Annotated in this window: 14 protein-coding genes, 1 tRNA gene and 1 pseudogene; 10 read left to right on the top strand and 6 right to left on the bottom strand. The window is 46.9% G+C overall.

Annotation, left to right across the window (positions count from 1 at the left end):
* Positions 1-16 precede the first annotated feature (16 nt).
* Positions 17-2,890: an excinuclease ABC subunit UvrA gene (uvrA, locus tag B157_RS0123555; RefSeq protein WP_020605769.1), complete on the top strand. Its 2,874-nt coding sequence runs from the start codon at positions 17-19 to the stop codon at positions 2,888-2,890.
* A 37-nt stretch (positions 2,891-2,927) separates the two neighbouring features.
* Here the strand turns inward: uvrA and B157_RS40145 are convergent, their stop codons facing one another.
* The 6 genes and pseudogenes from B157_RS40145 to B157_RS0123525 all read right to left on the bottom strand — a co-directional run bounded on the left by B157_RS40145 (position 2,928) and on the right by B157_RS0123525 (position 6,884).
* Complete coding sequence (locus B157_RS40145) at positions 2,928-3,377, bottom strand: BREX system Lon protease-like protein BrxL (protein ID WP_281168502.1); 450 nt, start codon at positions 3,375-3,377, stop codon at positions 2,928-2,930.
* Positions 3,305-3,739, bottom strand: a pseudogene (locus tag B157_RS40140) (BREX system Lon protease-like protein BrxL); the annotation flags it as partial. The gene B157_RS40145 and the pseudogene B157_RS40140, both read right to left, overlap by 73 nt.
* 18 nt (positions 3,740-3,757) lie before the next feature.
* Positions 3,758-4,585, bottom strand: a complete 828-nt coding sequence (locus B157_RS0123540; RefSeq protein ID WP_020605768.1) for an HIT family protein — start codon at positions 4,583-4,585, stop codon at positions 3,758-3,760.
* A 23-nt stretch (positions 4,586-4,608) separates the two neighbouring features.
* Positions 4,609-5,706: an HNH endonuclease domain-containing protein gene (locus B157_RS0123535; protein ID WP_020605767.1), complete on the bottom strand. Its 1,098-nt coding sequence runs from the start codon at positions 5,704-5,706 to the stop codon at positions 4,609-4,611.
* Complete coding sequence (locus tag B157_RS0123530; protein ID WP_020605766.1) at positions 5,693-5,989, bottom strand: hypothetical protein; 297 nt, start codon at positions 5,987-5,989, stop codon at positions 5,693-5,695. Before B157_RS0123530 ends, B157_RS0123535 begins: the two co-directional genes overlap by 14 nt.
* Positions 5,970-6,884 carry a DUF4007 family protein gene (locus tag B157_RS0123525; RefSeq protein WP_020605765.1) on the bottom strand — a complete coding sequence of 305 codons (915 nt, stop codon included), beginning with the start codon at positions 6,882-6,884 and terminating at the stop codon, positions 5,970-5,972. Before B157_RS0123525 ends, B157_RS0123530 begins: the two co-directional genes overlap by 20 nt.
* A 152-nt stretch (positions 6,885-7,036) precedes the next feature.
* On the opposite strand from B157_RS0123525, the gene B157_RS0123520 reads away from it, so the two are divergent.
* From B157_RS0123520 to B157_RS0123480, 9 genes are all read left to right on the top strand, one after another.
* Positions 7,037-7,429, top strand: a complete 393-nt coding sequence (locus tag B157_RS0123520; RefSeq protein WP_026308920.1) for a hypothetical protein — start codon at positions 7,037-7,039, stop codon at positions 7,427-7,429.
* A 42-nt stretch (positions 7,430-7,471) separates the two neighbouring features.
* Positions 7,472-7,933 (top strand): SsrA-binding protein SmpB, encoded by a 462-nt coding sequence (gene smpB, locus B157_RS0123515; protein WP_020605763.1) that lies wholly within the window; start codon positions 7,472-7,474, stop codon positions 7,931-7,933.
* Between the two features lie 75 nt (positions 7,934-8,008).
* Entirely contained in the window at positions 8,009-8,524 is a 516-nt protein-coding gene (locus B157_RS0123510) for an HNH endonuclease (protein WP_020605762.1), read from the top strand.
* Positions 8,525-8,760: 236 nt separating this feature from the next.
* The gene (gene rpsA, locus B157_RS0123505; protein ID WP_020605761.1) at positions 8,761-10,539 is read left to right on the top strand and encodes a 30S ribosomal protein S1; all 1,779 of its coding nucleotides are present in this window, start codon (positions 8,761-8,763) and stop codon (positions 10,537-10,539) included.
* A 315-nt stretch (positions 10,540-10,854) separates the two neighbouring features.
* Positions 10,855-10,925: transfer RNA gene (locus tag B157_RS0123500), tRNA-Cys, on the top strand.
* 237 nt (positions 10,926-11,162) lie between these two features.
* Positions 11,163-12,470 carry a c-type cytochrome gene (locus tag B157_RS0123495; RefSeq protein ID WP_020605760.1) on the top strand — a complete coding sequence of 436 codons (1,308 nt, stop codon included), beginning with the start codon at positions 11,163-11,165 and terminating at the stop codon, positions 12,468-12,470.
* Positions 12,471-12,578: 108 nt separating this feature from the next.
* Positions 12,579-15,686, top strand: a complete 3,108-nt coding sequence (locus B157_RS0123490) for a TAT-variant-translocated molybdopterin oxidoreductase (RefSeq protein WP_020605759.1) — start codon at positions 12,579-12,581, stop codon at positions 15,684-15,686.
* A 91-nt stretch (positions 15,687-15,777) separates the two neighbouring features.
* On the top strand, positions 15,778-17,208 hold the full coding sequence (gene nrfD, locus B157_RS0123485; protein WP_020605758.1) for an NrfD/PsrC family molybdoenzyme membrane anchor subunit: 1,431 nt from the start codon (positions 15,778-15,780) through the stop codon (positions 17,206-17,208).
* A 39-nt stretch (positions 17,209-17,247) separates the two neighbouring features.
* Positions 17,248-17,781: a DUF3341 domain-containing protein gene (locus B157_RS0123480; RefSeq protein WP_020605757.1), complete on the top strand. Its 534-nt coding sequence runs from the start codon at positions 17,248-17,250 to the stop codon at positions 17,779-17,781.
* Positions 17,782-17,789 lie beyond the last annotated feature (8 nt).

The raw sequence follows: 17,789 nt of genomic DNA, 5'->3' as shown, positions 1-17,789 counted from the left end.
AATAACCCAACGCTGCGTGACGACAGAAGAAAAGCTTACAACCCGGCAATCCGGCCTTACTGATATAGACCTGACGGGATACGACCAGATTGAAGTACTGGGTGCCCGCGAACACAACCTCAAAAACATCGACGTTACCATTCCCCGCAATAAATTGGTGGTGGTGACGGGTATCAGTGGCAGCGGCAAATCGTCGCTGGCCTTCGATACGATTTATGCGGAAGGTCAGCGACGTTACATGGAGAGTTTTTCGGCTTACGCCCGCTCGTTCATCGGCAATATGGAGCGTCCCGACGTAGATAAAATCAACGGCCTGAGTCCGGTGATTTCCATCGAGCAGAAAACGACATCAAAAAATCCCCGCTCCACGGTCGGTACGACAACCGAGATATACGATTTTCTTCGATTGCTTTACGCCCGCTCCGGCGAAGCCTTTTCCTACCTGACAGGCCGCAAAATGGAACGTCAGTCGCAGGACCAGATTATTGATACCATTCTGGAGCAGTATGTCGGGCAGAAGTTAACGCTGTTAGCCCCAATTATTAAAAGCCGGAAAGGTCATTATCGGGAATTGTTCGTACAGATTGCCAAAACCGGGTACACCAAAGTGCGGGTAGATGGCGTAGTGCAGGACATTGTGCCCAAGATGCAGCTGGATCGCTATAAAATTCACGACATCGAAATTGTGATTGACCGTCTCGTGCCTAAGCCAGACGACCGGTACCGCCTGAGTCAGTCAGTACAGACGGCTTTGAAACAGGGAAAAGGGGCGATGCAAATGCTGGATGGTTCGGGGCATTTAATCTACTTTTCTCAAAACTTGATGGATCCCGAATCGGGCATTAGTTACGATGAGCCGTCGCCCAATTCATTTTCGTTTAACTCGCCTTACGGTGCCTGCCCCGTTTGTAATGGGTTAGGTGTTGTGGAAGAAATAACGGAGGAGTCGGTCATTCCGGATAAATCGCTGAGTATAAGCAGGGGCGCTATTGCTCCCCTGGGCGAGTACCGGGAATTGTGGATTTTTAAGGAGATTGAGGCCATCCTGAAAAAGTATAAACTCAACCTTACCACGCCCGTCGTTAAATTCCCGGCCGATTTGCTGTATGCACTGATGTATGGAACGGAAGAACTAACAGACGGGGTATCTTCTGAAAAAGCAGCTGCTGAAACGTACAGTTTCAAGTTTGAGGGAATTGTCCATTTTCTGAAGCGGCAACAGGAAAATAGTACGGATAAAATACAGGAATGGTTAAAAGACTTTATGGTCGTGAAAACCTGTCCTGAGTGCGCAGGCGCCCGGCTCAAAAAAGAGTCGCTTTATTTTAAAATTGCCCAAAAGAACATATCCGAACTGGCCCGGATGGATATTTCGGAACTGTCGGACTGGTTCAATGGCCTGGAAAGCCGCCTGACGGACCGGCAAAATATAATCGCCAAAGAAATTCTGAAAGAAATCCGTAAACGTATCGGTTTCCTGATGGACATCGGTCTTGATTACCTCACCCTCGACCGCCCCTTACGGACCTTATCGGGGGGCGAAGCCCAGCGTATTCGGTTAGCGACCCAAATTGGAACGCAGTTAGTAGGAGTCCTGTATATCATGGATGAGCCAAGTATCGGTCTGCACCAGCGCGACAACGTCAAGTTGATAGACTCACTAAAAAACCTGCGTGATTTGGGCAATACGGTGCTGGTGGTTGAGCACGATAAAGACATGATGCTCGAATCGGACTTTATTCTGGACATTGGTCCTGGTGCAGGCCGGCACGGGGGGCAGTTGGTTGGTATAGGAACACCCGAAGAATTCATCCGCAACGGCGGTACCACCGCCGATTACCTGAGCGGCCGGCGCGCTATAGACGTACCTACCGAACGGCGAAAAGGCAACGGCAAATTTCTGATCATAAAAAATGCTACGGGCAATAACCTGAAGAACGTAACGCTGAAACTCCCGCTTGGCCGGATGGTCACCATTACGGGTGTATCGGGAAGTGGGAAGTCATCACTCATCCATGAAACCTTGTTTCCAGTACTAAATCGACACTTCTACAAGTCGAAGCGCGAACCGTTACCGTTTAAGACGGTGGAGGGACTGGAGTTCCTAGATAAGGTAATTGAGGTGGACCAGTCGCCCATTGGCCGAACCCCCCGCTCCAATCCTGCGACGTATACTGGCATGTTTTCGGAAATAAGAGCACTCTTTTCTGAACTGCCCGAAGCCAAAATCCGGGGGTATAAGCCCGGTCGGTTCTCGTTCAATGTAAAGGGCGGCCGTTGCGAAGACTGCGAAGGCGCGGGCATGAAGAAAATCGAAATGGAGTTTCTACCTGATGTCCACGTGTTGTGCGAAACCTGCAAGGGCAAACGGTTTAACCGCGAAACGCTGGAGGTACGCTTCAAAGGTAAATCTATTGCCGATGTGCTGGATATGACCGTTGAACAGGCGCTGGACTTCTTTGCCAGTCAGCCGAAAATTCTTCGCAAGGTAACAACGATGAACGATGTCGGTTTGGGTTATATCACTCTCGGTCAGCATGCCACAACCTTATCGGGTGGCGAAGCACAACGGGTGAAACTGGCCGAAGAACTTTCGAAAAAAGATACCGGCAAAACGCTCTACATCCTTGATGAGCCTACTACAGGGCTGCACTTTCAGGACATCGCTCATCTGCTGGACGTGTTAAACAAACTAACCAATAAAGGCAACACGGTCCTCATTATCGAGCATAACCTGGATGTGATCAAAGTATCCGATTACGTCATCGATCTTGGTCCCGAAGGTGGTAATAAAGGGGGATACATCATCGCCGAGGGAACGCCGGAGAAAGTGGCTGGCGTGAAAGCAAGCTATACCGGAAAGTTTTTGAAGATGGAACTGGCGGGGTAAGAAAATTGATCTGCTTAATTCTGTAAGCTGTCATTCTCTACGCACTAGTATCCAACACTTCCGAATCTTCAGCAGGTTCTTCGAGAGAGATTGCCGTGTGTACTTCATTTGGTGCAGCTTCGGGGTTGATGAGGATTTCGTAGTTAGGGAACTCCGGGTCTAAATAATGTAGCTGGTCACGGAGTCGCTGGCGCAGAGCAACGGCGGGTTCGAGACAATACCGCACAAATTCGGATTCGGTAGCGGTCGATAAATCAGGGAAAAGTAGTTTCAGAAAGCCCGATGCCAACTTTAGAATGGCCCGCACGTCGCGCAGGTCTTTCGAATGTATGCGGTAGGCGCGTTCTTCCACAAACTTGTCATACTCGATGCGGAAGCGAAAGGCATGGAAAATTTTGCCGAGGTAATCGGCTTTTAATCCAACGCCTTTCGATAGGGCGTCGGTGCTGAGCCGGGGCAGGTTCCAGCCTGGTAGGATGCCGTGAATCCGGTCGAGCAGGGCCGATTCCTGTAAAATCGTGGGTAATTCGCCGAAGAGGTTATTGGGGTGAACTGGTACGCCCTGCGGGGTAATTGTACGTTAGCAATGAAAACCGCACCGGCATCGGCAGAAACGGTAAATTTACCCTTCGAGTATTTTCCCTGTTCGAGATACCCTTTCAGTTTGGCAACGGTCTCGTCGGGGCTGCTGAATGACAGCGTTTGTGCTTCATCAAACACCACAATATCGAACTGCGTGAATAGTCCCGGTACTTTAGTGTTCTCGTTGTAAAACAATACGGCGGGCGACACGGCCCCGCCTTCGATGAGCCGGGAGTAACGCGAAAACTGCCCGAACGATAACGATTTACAAGTGTACTTAGCTTGTTACCACAGATTCTTACGAATCACGTTGCGAACTCCGCCACCTGGGTTCACTACGTCACCTGTGTAGCGTGGTATGATGTGGATACTTGCATGCGGGAATTTTTGCCCTGCTGCCGCACCAATGTTCAGGCCCACCGTAAAACCATCCGGCGCGTAGTGTTTGGTTAACATTTCCTGAACTTTATTGGCTACTAGCCAGCTATCCATTTGTTTAGCAAACGGCAAATCAAAAAAGTTGACGGTATGCGTTTTAGGCATAATTAGCGCGTGGCCCTTGCTGACGGGGTAGCCATCCAGTACGGCGTAACTCTGTGTTGTCTCGACCAACAGTTTAAGTTTTGGCTTCGGGACGCAGAAAGGGCAAGTTTCGTACCGGTTTTGCAACTGGTTGAAATGCTGATACTCGTAAAATTCAGTGTTTTCGTTCCGAAAAATGGATGTGAAGGGTAGTGTAACCGAACATTGATAAACCGGTTTGCCGTGTAGCTGATGCGTTTGGAATCCGTCGCGCTGAATGTCGCGCCGAACCACGAAGTACGCCCGGCCAGTAGGCTTAAGCAACCGAGAAATGTTCATCATCACTTCGGTTTGCTCATTGGGGAATAGAACGTTCAGGACGTAGAAGCAGACAATTGTGTCGAACTTGTGACTGGGGATTTCAGGGAAATAATGCGGGTCATAGCCGTCCGCGTCGAAACCTTTAGTTCGCAAAGATTGAACATCCTGCCCGAAGCCACAACCGTAATCCAGAACCGTTCCCCGAAGCAACCGCCGTTCGTGTAGCATACGAACCGGCAGCGATGGGGCATCGCGCTGTTTTGCGGTCAAGTGGCTATTCAGGTTTTGTGGATTTACGGCTTTTTGTAGATGAACGGGTGCGAAAAGCCCAGATTCTGTGCCGTTTGCAGGTGCGGCATTATCTGACGTGCCAACCGTTCTTTAAAATCTGTAAACGATTGTTGCCGAATAAATTCTACGTTTTGAGCGAATAGTACGTGATAATCTTCCAGAATTTTTTGATTGCCCTTTTTAACGTAGAAACTAAACCCCTTGTGTTGAAGTTGGGCGTATCGATCAAAGTATAAGTCCAATGAAGGTAACCAATCGTTTTTAGCTGAATTTACCGATTTTGGGGTTGGAACGATGTTCCAAAGCTGGTCGTGGGCTACAAACGTCCAGGGTAGAAAATGGTCAAGACTCAGATTCGAGGTCGTAATTGCCTGACCGGAATAGATGCACGACATACCCGGATTCTCGGCTAGATAACCTTTCCAGAAACGCCCGGCCTGTTTTAAATCCCGTTCGGCAGGTTTATCTAACTTCTCGGTTAGACCCGTTACGTTTGGGTTGTTTTTCTGGAGAAACCGAACCAGATGCCAGCACGTGAAACCTCGCAAAATGAATAGGTGGCGGCTAAAATAGGCAGCCCAATCTTCATTTATCTCGATGAACTCTCCCAAGAAACGATACGGTGCATCCTGGCTCTTATTAGCTAATTCAACAATTTGGTTATTGACTTTGTAGTCAAGTAAACCTCGTGTTTCCTGCGCGAAAAACGGGCGGATAAACCGATACGGTACCCAATCAAGTAGAATCTTGACTTTCCGGTAAACCTGCTCTAATTCGGCATTGGTAAGACGGCTTTGCAGTTGCAGGAACAAGGTTGGCGCGTTCGTGCTATTATCAACTGTCAGGAGTTGAGAAACGTAATCGGCAATCGGTTTAAAACCGTCCTGCTTGCCAAACGAGAGTTTGAAATAATCAAGTGGATACCAGACCATAGCCACCATACGTAGTGATAAATCCCGCATGGAAAGCTGCGTTTGCCCGGTTTCAGCTAGGCAATCTAGAATGGCGAGCAACCAGTAAAACTTGTAGGAATTGGTCGTGTTCGAAAACGCCGACGAGAGTTTAGCAACGTCTAAGCGTTCGCTATCAGGAAGTTGCATAACTCTTGCGTTTCAGACGTAACTCCTGTTTTAGTCGAAAGGGCGATTTTGATAGTATTTCATAGAGGCCCGACATGCGCCGACGGCGGGTTTTGGCACTCGTTAAAAACGCGCTTTTACCCGTGCCGTACGAACTGATGAGCGTAAAAGCCCTCAATCCCGCATGGTAATCGGTAAGCAGTTGCGATACAATGCGCCGGGTGTTGTCGGTTGGATAATAGGTCAGCGTCCGATCGGCATTACGAACAATATTGACCGACTGGTTAAACAAGGGCTGGGACATAGTAATCGCGGAGAATCTGGAATTTGTCGGTCGGCTTTTCTTTGAACTGGAGTTCACGCACACCAGATTGATCACTATAAATGAGCAGGTTAGGGTATCGGTCGGTAAGTTGATCGATCTTCTGTAATAGACCGGCCCGGTTCATCGCGAACACCGCGCAGGGCATATCCGGCTCCGTTTCAAGGGTTTCGAGGTTAATGGAAAGGCTCAGGCCGGGTGTATCGAGCAGGCAATAAAGGATTAATTCGGCGGGCAGGTCGGCGCGGTCAGTCAGCGGAATGGAATATACCGTACCGAGCGACTTGCCATCGTCTGCTTTGCGTTCCAATGGTTTAAGTAGATCGAGTTCGGTAAGGATTCCGGCAAAGCCTTCTTCGCGATCTTTAGCCTGCCGCCCGCCCTGAATGTATAACTTAGTAAACACCTTGAAATCATTGGCAAGCGTGTCGGCATTGGCCGTAAATTTTTCCTGTTCCGCCTTTACTTTCGTTACGTACTGCACGAAATCATCGACCGCAAATTCGGGTCGGCGACGGCGCAGCTCGTTAAAGATGAGCCAGTACGTTGACGCATGGCGGGTAATGAGCAACTGCCTATGCAATAGCCAAAGCGTTGCCTGGTCTTCCAGAAAAGGGTCGAAGCCGGTTTGGCTATCGAAGAGCAAGTGCGCTAATTTGGTGAGTTTCTCGTCCTCGTCGGTCAGGCCAAATGCGCGTAGCCAGTACCGGATGGAGCGCACCATATTGTTGCCAACGCCCAGCCGAACGGGAGCGTCGTCGGCAGCAAAGGAATGTTCATTGAGTAGGTAATCGTAGCCTTTCTTGAGCCATAACAATCGGCATTGAAAGCTGTCATGGCCAGAGAAAGTATATTTTTTGAGGTCGGGAAAGGTCATTCTAAACGGTGACTGGTTTGTATAAACTGAGAGTCCAAATCTACCAATTTTGGATTGATTGCTACGCAAGAATCTTTCAAACTGAGTTTTAAATGCCAAACCTAACCGTTTTCTTACCTTATTTTTGCATGTCCTTTCGTTCTATAAGACTTATGCGTAATTCCTCTCTTTACATTTTCCTTATAGTACTTATTGTCCTTGACGCCTGGCTTCTGGCGCATCCTAATTTAATTGGCCGGGCTGGAATATTCTTTTTCGACTATAGCGCCATTGAAACGTTTCCTAAAGCGCTGGGTACTGTTTCGCTGGTTGTGGGGGTGATAGCATTGATGGCGTGGGGAGTCCGACAGTTAAGTCAACCATTATCCATTGGCATTACCGTTGCCTTACTGGCTGGTGCGGTATACTATTTGTTTCAGAGTTTTACCCAGTATAGTACAGGCGTTTATAAACTAACCGGGGCTGGCTTTCGGGCGGGAGCCATACTCCTGCCAGGATTAGTCGTGCTGGTATTGGGAGAAAGTTTATTAAGGCGGTTACGTTAGGTAGTCAACAGACCTCTACTGCTTACTAAAAAAATAATTGTCATGGCTTCTGCCTCTATTGTTAAACAAGTCGATATCCGAAACCGACGGGCTTCATTTGAATACTCATTCCTGGAGACGTATACGGCTGGTATTGTACTCACCGGTACTGAAATTAAATCTATTCGGCAGGGGAAGGTGAATTTGCAGGATGCTTATTGTCTCATTCTCAACGATGAGTTATTTATTCGGCAGATGAGTATTTCGGTGTACACCGAGGGAACTCACTACAACCACGAACCCCTTCGGGACCGAAAACTTTTGCTTACAAAGCGGGAGATACGAAAGTTGAACGAAAAACTTAAAGACCAGGGCCTCACCATTGTGCCAACCCGTTTATTTACCAATGAACGTGGATTTGCCAAAGTCGATATTGCGCTGGCTAAAGGGAAGAAATTATACGATAAACGCGACAGTATTAAAGAGCGTGAAGTGGAGCGGGATATGCAACGCGAGCGGTACTGATAAATTTTTCACAATTCTTGGCCTTATGTGGATAACTCTGTAACTTGCTACCGTACAGTGGCATCTAAACGTAACATGGGCAGGAAAGTATTAGTCTTAAATCAAGATTACAGTGCGCTCAGCATTTGCTCCGTTCCAAAAGCATTCCTGCTGGTTTATTTGAACAAAGCTGAACTCGTTGCCGAATCGGAACAGTTCATGCTTCGAACCGTATCTGCCGAGTTTCCGATGCCGACGGTCATTCGGCTCCATCGCTACATAAATCTGCCGTATAAAGGTGTAATGCTTACCCGACAGAATATCTTCAAACGTGATGGCTATCATTGTCAGTACTGCGGTACCGCCGACGACCTGACGCTCGATCACGTAATGCCAAAGTCAAGGGGTGGAAAAACCAGTTGGGATAATCTGGCAACGGCTTGTAAAAGATGTAATTCCAGGAAAGGAGACTTCACCCCCGAAGAAGCAAATATAAAGCTGCGCCAGAAACCGTTCAAACCTACGTTTCTGGTTTTTTTACGCGAATTTTCCGGTACTATCGAGCAAAGCTGGATGCCTTTTCTGGCAAAAAAAGAAAAAGCCTTCAATTAAAGGCGCGAATCATAAACAGTCGGGGTTAGTACACTTGCTGGTGTGCCACCCCGACTGTTTATGATTTGGGCACCTTACTCTCTCAATTTCAAAGACTATTCGTAATTCCGAAACTTTTTTTGGATAGCAATCGCTATCTTTGCAGTCCTTTTTCAAGGCGATCATTTTTTATAACTAAAAGTCAGCCTGCCATTGACCTACGGGCTGATGTACTGAGTGGGTCAGGAAACTTTTTTATGAGCAAAACGCAGCAACGCGAACTGCCAGCATTCGACTGGGATCGGGCAGACAACAAAGGATTTGGGACTGGGTATTCGGATGCTGAACGCAACCGGATGTTGGAACTGTACGACAATACATTGTCGGAGGTTAAAGAGAAAGAAGTGGTAATGGGGACCGTCGTTGGGATAACAGATCGGGAAGTATTACTAAATATCGGCTTTAAGTCGGATGGATTGGTGCCTGCTTCTGAGTTTCGGGATATTCCGGATCTAAAGATGGGTGACGAAGTTGAAGTGTACGTGGAGAATCAGGAAGACCCCAACGGTCAGTTGGTTCTGTCGCGCAAAAAAGCGAAAGTAATTACTGCCTGGCAGAAAATTCAGAAGGCGCTGGACGAAGACCTCGTTATTGATGGATTCGTAAAACGCCGGACGAAAGGTGGTCTGATCGTAGATATTTATAGTGTTGAAGCTTTCTTGCCTGGTTCACAAATCGATGTGAAGCCAATTCGGGATTTCGATATCTTCGTTGGTAAGAAAATGGAAGTAAAAGTGGTCAAGATCAATTATGCTAATGACAACGTTGTTGTGTCGCATAAAGTCCTGATCGAGAAAGATCTTGAAGCACAGCGCGCTCAGATCCTGAATAACCTTGAGAAAGGTCAGGTACTGGAAGGCGTAATTAAGAACATGACCAACTTCGGTGTGTTTATCGATCTTGGTGGTGTTGATGGTCTGTTGCACATCACGGATATTTCGTGGGGCCGCATCAGTCACCCATCCGAAGTCCTCAACCTCGATCAGAAAGTCAATGTTGTTGTACTTGACTTTGACGAAGATAAAAAGCGGATTTCGCTGGGCATGAAGCAACTACAGGCTCACCCCTGGGATGCCCTGGCTGAAGAAATTCAGGTTGGTTCGAAAGTGAAAGGTAAGATCGTGAATGTAGCTGATTATGGCGCATTCCTCGAAATTCAACCTGGTGTTGAAGGCCTGATTCACGTATCGGAGATGTCGTGGTCGCAGCATCTGCGTAACCCACAGGAATTCCTGAAAGTAGGTGACGAAGTAGAGGCACAGGTACTCACGCTTGACCGGAACGACCGCAAAATGTCGCTCGGTATCAAACAACTGACCGAAGATCCCTGGACTCGTCCAGAACTACGGGCTAAGTATGCTGTTGGTACGAAACATAAAGGCACAGTACGTAATCTAACCAACTTTGGCCTGTTCCTCGAACTGGAAGAAGGCATTGACGGTCTGGTACACGTGTCTGACCTTTCCTGGACGAAAAAGATCAAACACCCTTCTGATTTCATCAAGGTTAGCGATGAACTGGAAGTTGTTGTGCTGGAACTGGACGTAGACAACCGTCGTCTGGCCTTAGGCCACAAACAACTCGAAGAAAACCCATGGGATACCTTCGAAACTGTTTTTGCTGTGGGTACAGTACACAAGTGTACTATCCTGAATAAGAATGATAAAATGGCTACCCTTGAGTTACCTTACGGTATCGAAGGATTCTCTTCGCTGAAAAATTTGTCTAAAGAAGACGGTACATTCGCTGAAGTTGGCGAATCCCTGGACTTCCGCGTGACTGAATTCTCGAAAGATGAGAAACGCATTATGCTGTCGCATTCGAAAACGTGGCAGGAACAGAATGAGCCTGTGAAAGAGAAGGTGGCTAAAGCCTCAACGCCTAAAGCTACTCCCTCGGCTCCTGAGCGTGGTGCTACACTAGGTGATCTGGATTCACTGGCTGCGCTGAAAGAGCAAATGGAAGGACGCAATTAATACCTCCGTCTCTGCTATATTGAGAAGCCCCTGAAATTTGATGTTCAGGGGCTTTTTTTTGTAGGGCAATTGCACGAATAATATTTCTAAGAAAGCATGGTACTATACCGTTTTATGGCGATTTAACTAGCATTGAAAACGACCTGATTTGACATGAAAACAATCAATTCTTTACGTGCGAATCACTTTCGATAGCTAACTACCACTTTCATGCAATCGCCCTATTTTTTTTGCCATACCTTTTCCCCGTATCGGATTAAATCGTATGTTTGCACTCCCAAATGCATAGGCAACCATGTGTTAGGGGTTAGATAAGGTTCCGTGGCCGAGTGGCTAGGCAGTGGTCTGCAAAACCTCGTACAGCGGTTCGAATCCGCTCGGAACCTCTTTGAAAACAGATTATATAGCTATTTGCCATTTTGCTGACACTCGCGCTGAGGTTAGCGAAATGGCATTTTTTCGTGCTGGAAAAAGAACCTGCCAAGCGAAGATAGAGAATATAATTGGCGGGTTAATTAGAAACAATATAAATAAAAAGGCCTGAAAAATAACTAAACACCATTTTTTGCCTATACAGCAATCGTGTCGTACTTTTGAGGGCTAATAAAAAAGCAGCAGTGATTATGTTGATTCACTCAATTAATGTAGTTCGTAAAATGAGTTATGTATATAAGCTTTGCGGTATTGCCTTTTTCTCTTTGATGCTGTTGGTTTTCAGTAATCAGGTGAAAGCGCAGGACTCAACTGCTGGTGGTGCCGCTGCAGCTCCAGCAGGCGGTGGTGATGCTGAGAAAGGAAAGACCCTGTTCACCAATAACTGCGCCCAATGTCACGCGGTAACGGGAGAGAAAGTCGTGGGCCCAGGACTGAAAGGAATTGAAGAGCGGGCACCCAGTAGAGACTGGTTGCATAAGTGGATCCGAAATTCGTCGGCCGTTATCGCAACTGGTGATGCGTATGCCAACCAGGTGTTCAACGCCAACGGTAAAGTGCAGATGTCGAGCTTCCCTAGTTTATCGGACGCTGACATTGATGGCATACTCGCCTACATCGACCAGGCAAACAAACCCGCTATAACTGCTAGTACTGCGCCTACAGGTACTGACAGTGGTGGACCAACCGTAGCTAATGCATCGGCATCTTCCGGTCCATCAGAGTTGTTTACATTTGTTCTGGTAGCATTACTAATCGTTATGTTGCTAGTGCTAGGTGTTCTACTGGTTATCGTAACTATACTGTCGAAAGCAGTATCACCTGTTACAACGGAAAGTGTTCAAACGTCTTCCTTCGGTCAGCGGCTTAAAACGGGGATGTCAGACGCTTTTAATAACTCAACCCTTCGTTCAATCGTTATCGTCCTATTTTTATTAGTAGCAACGAAAGAAACGATTGACGGTGCCTACAGTATTGGCGTTCAAAAAGGATACGCGCCGAAGCAACCAATTGCTTACTCGCACAAACTGCACGCTGGTCAGTATAAAATCGATTGTAATTACTGTCATACTGGTGCTCAGAAAGGGAAGAGCGCTACTATTCCGGCGGCAAACATTTGCATGAACTGCCATGGCGTGATTAAAAAGGAATCTCCGGAGATTCAGAAGATTTACGCGGCAATCGAAAATAACCAGCCGATTGAATGGATACGGGTTCATAATCTGCCAGACCTTGCTTACTTCAACCATGCTCAGCACGTGAACGTGGGCAATGTGCAGTGTCAGACCTGCCATGGTGAAATTGAAAAGATGGAAGTTGTAGAGCAACGGTCATCATTAACGATGGGCTGGTGTATTGACTGTCACCGTCGCACGGAGGTAAACACCAAAGACAATGCCTACTACGACAAGTTTGTAGCCATACACCGGAAAGAAAGCAAAGAGCCGCTCAAAGTAGCTAACATCGGTGGTCTGGAATGTTCCAAATGTCACTATTAATCAATCTATTGAATACTAAGCAATGTATGATGGCGAATAAGTCAGTCATTGAACAGTACTTATCGTAAACCATACATTTTATCTTAACCATTGCCGCATACAATAAGCATGGAAAATACATCTAAACGGTACTGGAAAGGGGTTGAGGAATTACGCAACGATGCGACGTTTGTAAAAAACGCCAACAGCGAATTTGCTAATCCTGACCCAAGTGAATCGTCGAATGACCTGAATGGTTTGCTCGGTGGTTCGAATACCCAGCGCCGTGACTTTCTGAAAGTAATGGGCTTTGGCATGGCAGCCGTTACACTAGCCGCCTGCGAAACACCCGTCCACAAGGCAATACCGTACATTAATAAGCCAGAGTTCACCTTTCCATCAATCTCCGATTATTACGCATCGACCTTCAGTGAAGGGGGGGATTATGCTGCGGTACTAGTGGAAACCCGTGAAGGGAGACCGATAAAAGTTGAAGGCAATCAGCAATCAAGTATATCGAAAGGGGGTACAACTGCCCGTGTTCAGGCATCCGTTCTTTCGCTGTATGATATCGATAAGCTGAAAGGCCCAAAGCGGGGAGATGCTGATATTGACTGGGCAACGGCGGACCGGGAAATTATTAACCAGCTTAATTCGGTCGCTGGTAAGAACGGTGCAATTCGCATTATCACATCGACCATTCTAAGCCCAACAACGAAAGCGGTTGTGGCCGACTTTGTAGCCAAATATCCATCGGCTCGCCATATTACGTACGATGCTTATTCAGTTGCCGGTCTAATACAGGCTAACCAAAGTTCTTTTGGTAAGGCAGTTATTCCTTCATATGACTTCAGCAAGGCAGATACTATTGTAAGTATCAATGCTGATTTTCTGGGTTCCTGGATTGCTCCCATCGAGTTTATGAGTGCGTACGCCAAAGGGCGTAAAATTGGCGCTGTTGGTGGTGGTAAGAAAACGATGTCCCGGCATTATCAATTTGAGACGGGTCTTTCAATGACCGGCTCCAATGCTGATTATCGTACGGCTATCAAACCATCTCAGGAAGGACTGGTCGTTGCGGCTCTCTACAACAAAGTTGCGGCTAAATTGGGGGGTACCAGTATCGGTACGTCGTCTGTTGAAGTTGCTAATCTGGATAAAGCTGCTTCTGATCTGGCTAATTCACGTGGTAAAGCATTAGTCATATCTGGCTCGAATGATCCGAATGTGCAAACCGTTGTTAACGCCCTAAATGGCTTGTTAGGTAGTTACGGAACAACGATTGATATAAATACCCCGGTTAATTATCGCCAGGGTAGTGACCAGCAAATGAATGCCTTCATTAACGAGGCAAAATCGGGTCAGGTTGGGGCCATTCTGTTTTTTGGAGCAAATCCAGTTTATGATCATCCCCGGGGTGCTGAGTTAGCTGAGGCTCTGCCTAAAGTGGCTTTATCCGTTTCTTTCGCCGATAGGGCTGATGAAACGGCTTCTCTGGCTAAATACATCACCCCCGCTCCTCACTATCTGGAGTGCTGGAATGATGCTGAGCCAAAACAAGGCTACTATAGTCTCACCCAGCCAGCTATCACGAATATCTATAAAACGCGCCAGTTTCAGTCGAGTCTGCTGACGTGGGCTGGCAAGCCAAATGACTACCAGACATACCTGAAAAATTACTGGGAGGAAAACCTCTTTACTGAAGATACTGGATTTAGTTCGTTCGAGAAGTTTTGGGTACAGAGTTTGAATATTGGGGTGTTCGAGCCGAATAAAGATGAGGCACCAACTGGTGGCGCGTCTTTCGTTGGTAACGTTGCTGCCGCTGGTGCTGCTATTGCGCAGCGTTACAAGCCAACTACTGGTATGGAGTTATCGCTATATGAATCAGTTGGTATTGGCACGGGCGCAATGGCTAATAATCCTTTTCTTCAGGAATTACCCGATCCCGTTTCCAAGGCTTGCTGGGATAATTACGCAGCGCTTTCGCAGAAGACAGCCCACGATATGGAGCTTGCTCAGAATGACATGGTTACTGTATCTGTGAATGGAAAGTCTATTGATTTGCCCGTGTTGGTTCAACCCGGTCAGGCAGATAATACTGTTTCTGTCGCTATTGGGTACGGTCGCGAGAAAGGGGGTAAGTCAGCCAATGGTGTTGGCAAGAACGCCTACCCGCTTGCTACAGTAGCTGACGGATTCATTATGTACACAGCTTTTAGCGCGAAAGTTGAAAAAGCGAGTGGATCCCATATTATTGCCCAAACGCAAACGCATGACACTGTAATGGGTCGCACAGCCGTGTTGCAGGAGTCGCGTCTGGCTTCGTACCAGAAGAACCCTAAAGCGGGACGGCATGAGCCCAAAGTACAGACTTCAAAAGGCCCAACCGACGCTACTAATATTACTCTTTGGGATGGTTACGGAAAACCTAACCACTCCTGGGGAATGATTATCGACCTCAACTCCTGCATTGGTTGCGGTACCTGTGTGGTTGCCTGTAATGCAGAAAACAACATTCAGGTAGTAGGTCGTCAGGAAGTAATTAATCGGCGCGAGATGCACTGGATGCGGATTGATCGCTACTACAGCAGTGATGCAGAGGCAGAAGATTACTCCGCCTTAGAAGTAGCTTCGGCCAATCCGGAGGTAACATTCCAGCCAATGCTTTGTCAGCATTGCAGCAATGCTCCCTGTGAGACCGTATGCCCGGTTTTAGCTACTACTCACAGCACGGAAGGGTTGAACCAGATGACATACAATCGTTGCGTTGGCACCCGTTATTGTGCCAATAACTGCCCCTATAAGGTGCGACGGTTCAACTGGTTCAAGTACACGGATAACGATAATTTTGATTATCAATATAATAACGATCTGGGTAAAATGAGTATCAATCCTGATGTGACTGTTCGGTCGCGTGGGGTAATCGAAAAATGCTCATTCTGTGTTCAGCGAATACAGGAAGGTAAGCTAACGGCTAAAAAAGAGCGTCGTCGCTTGGCTCCTGATGAGGTACAAACTGCCTGTTCTCAGTCCTGTCCAACAAATGCCATTACATTTGGGGATATGAACAATCCGGAAAGTACTATTTCAAAAGTGCTAATGGTAGAGCAACAGGGTCGTGCCTTCCACGTACTGGAGGAAATCAATGTCAGGCCACAAATCTCGTACCTGACGAAGATTCGGAATAAAGACGAAGAGCCTTCGAAGGAAGCGAATAAGGAAGTACACGCATAAATTAACCAGGATGTACGAAAACGGAACAGTAATGAACTAAACATTATTTTTCCACAAATCGTAAGTTTTAAATAATAACTATTGTAGATATATGTCGCATGTTACATCAGCCGTAAGACCTCCTCTCGTTACCGGTGGCAAGACTTATGCCGACGTCACGGAGGATATTAGCCGACAGGTTGAAGGCGCACCCACCCGCGAGTGGACTATAGCTTTTACCATTTCGGTGGTTGTGCTCATCTACGGAACTGCCTGTGTCTTCTGGACATGGTGGGAAGGCCTGGGCGTTTGGGGGCTTAATAAAACAATTGGTTGGGCATGGGACATTACTAACTTCGTTTGGTGGGTTGGTATTGGTCACGCCGGTACCCTTATTTCCGCTATCCTACTTCTGTTCCGTCAAAAGTGGAGAACCGCTGTTAACCGGGCTGCTGAAGCCATGACCATTTTTGCAGTATTGTGCGCTGCCAGCTTTATTTTGATGCACATGGGGCGGCCCTGGCTGGCTTACTGGGCATTACCGTTGCCGAATACTTTCGGTTCACTTTGGGTAAATTTTAAGTCTCCGCTTGTGTGGGACGTATTTGCCATTAGTACCTATTTCACTGTATCACTTGTGTTCTGGTACATGGGCCTTATCCCTGATTTGGCTACAATCAGAGACCGGGCAAGAAGCAAGGTTTCAAGGTATATCTACGGCGCCTTTGCTATGGGCTGGAACGGCTCGGCTAAAACATGGGCACGTTATGAGTACATGAGTCTTATTCTGGCTGGTTTGTCGACCCCACTTGTACTGTCTGTACATACTATTGTGAGTATGGACTTTGCTACATCTGTTATTCCTGGCTGGCACACAACCATATTTCCTCCATATTTCGTTGCTGGAGCTATTTTCTCCGGTTTCGCCATGGTGCAGAATCTGGTTTTGATTATCCGTGTCGTTTTTAAACTAGAGGATTATATTACGGTTGAGCACATCGAGTCAATGAATAAGGTAATCACGTTGACAGGCTCAATTGTAGGGGTTGCTTATTTGACTGAATTTTTCATTGCCTGGTATTCTGGAAATGAATTCGAAAGCTACACCTTTATCAACCGGGCTACCGGACCGTATTGGTGGGCTTACGCTACAATGATGACATGCAACGTACTTACACCGCAGCTTTTCTGGTCGCGTACAATTCGCCGGAGTGTTGTCTGGACGTTTGTACTATCGGTTATTGTCAATATCGGTATGTGGTTTGAGCGGTTTGTAATTATTGCCACCTCCCTACACCGGGACTACCTGCCATCGAGTTGGGCCATGTTTCACCCAACGCTGTTCGATATAAGCGATTTTATTTTCACGTTTGGTTTCTTTTTTACCCTGTTCCTATTGTTCTCCAAATTCCTGCCAGTAGTGAATATGGCCGAAGTTAAAGCGGTTATAAAGTCGTCGTCAGAGCGACTGCCTGTGTCTGTTTCGGGAGTAGCGAAAGGAGAACGTGTAGCGAATCCAACGTTCAACAAAGACGTAGAATAAAACAACAAAAGTTTCAGGTAAAAGCTGGACAAAAAAAGTATGTCAGACGTACATGGTAGCGGTAAATTCCTGGTCGGCATTTTTGATGACGATGATGTGGTCTTACAAGCCGTTAAAGAGGTAAAAAATGCAGGTGTACGGATTCATGAAGTCTATACTCCGTTTCCAATTCACGGCCTTGACATTGCGCTTGGCCACCCCCGTAGTCGCTTAGGAATAGCAGCATTTATGTTTGCTTTATCAGGAACCCTTACGGCTCTTGCTCTTACATATTATACGGAAGGTTTTGATTGGCCAATGATTGTTGGAGGTAAAAACTCTTATTCTCCCATAGTTTACGTGCCTATCATATTTGAGTTAACCGTACTTTTTTGTGCATTAGGTATGGTAGGAACATTCCTGATATCAAACGGAATGGGCCCAACCGTAAAACCACTCATGTATGATTTACGGACGACCGATAACAAATTCGCGATGGCCATTGACCTGAGTAAAAATAACATCGTTGAGGGCGACATCGAGCAGATACTGAAAGATTCAGGGGCCGCAGAAGTAAACGTTAAGCAGTTTTAATATCAAGG

The organism is Spirosoma spitsbergense DSM 19989 (assembly GCF_000374085.1).
GTDB classification, from domain to species: Bacteria; Bacteroidota; Bacteroidia; order Cytophagales; family Spirosomataceae; genus Spirosoma; species Spirosoma spitsbergense.
This window is presented reverse-complemented; position numbering and strand designations above follow the sequence as displayed.

What these genes read in the sequence shown, in the direction of transcription:
- smpB (WP_020605763.1), top strand. Translation starts at nt 7,472, where the DNA reads ATGGCTTCTGCCTCTATTGTTAAACAAGTCGATATCCGAAACCGACGG.
- B157_RS0123495 (WP_020605760.1), top strand. Translation starts at nt 11,163, where the DNA reads ATGTTGATTCACTCAATTAATGTAGTTCGTAAAATGAGTTATGTATAT.
- rpsA (WP_020605761.1), top strand. Translation starts at nt 8,761, where the DNA reads ATGAGCAAAACGCAGCAACGCGAACTGCCAGCATTCGACTGGGATCGG.
- B157_RS0123490 (WP_020605759.1), top strand. Translation starts at nt 12,579, where the DNA reads ATGGAAAATACATCTAAACGGTACTGGAAAGGGGTTGAGGAATTACGC.
- B157_RS0123530 (WP_020605766.1), bottom strand. Translation starts at nt 5,989, where the DNA reads ATGTCCCAGCCCTTGTTTAACCAGTCGGTCAATATTGTTCGTAATGCC.
- B157_RS0123520 (WP_026308920.1), top strand. Translation starts at nt 7,037, where the DNA reads ATGCGTAATTCCTCTCTTTACATTTTCCTTATAGTACTTATTGTCCTT.
- B157_RS0123535 (WP_020605767.1), bottom strand. Translation starts at nt 5,706, where the DNA reads ATGCAACTTCCTGATAGCGAACGCTTAGACGTTGCTAAACTCTCGTCG.
- B157_RS0123525 (WP_020605765.1), bottom strand. Translation starts at nt 6,884, where the DNA reads ATGACCTTTCCCGACCTCAAAAAATATACTTTCTCTGGCCATGACAGC.
- nrfD (WP_020605758.1), top strand. Translation starts at nt 15,778, where the DNA reads ATGTCGCATGTTACATCAGCCGTAAGACCTCCTCTCGTTACCGGTGGC.
- B157_RS0123480 (WP_020605757.1), top strand. Translation starts at nt 17,248, where the DNA reads ATGTCAGACGTACATGGTAGCGGTAAATTCCTGGTCGGCATTTTTGAT.
- B157_RS0123510 (WP_020605762.1), top strand. Translation starts at nt 8,009, where the DNA reads ATGGGCAGGAAAGTATTAGTCTTAAATCAAGATTACAGTGCGCTCAGC.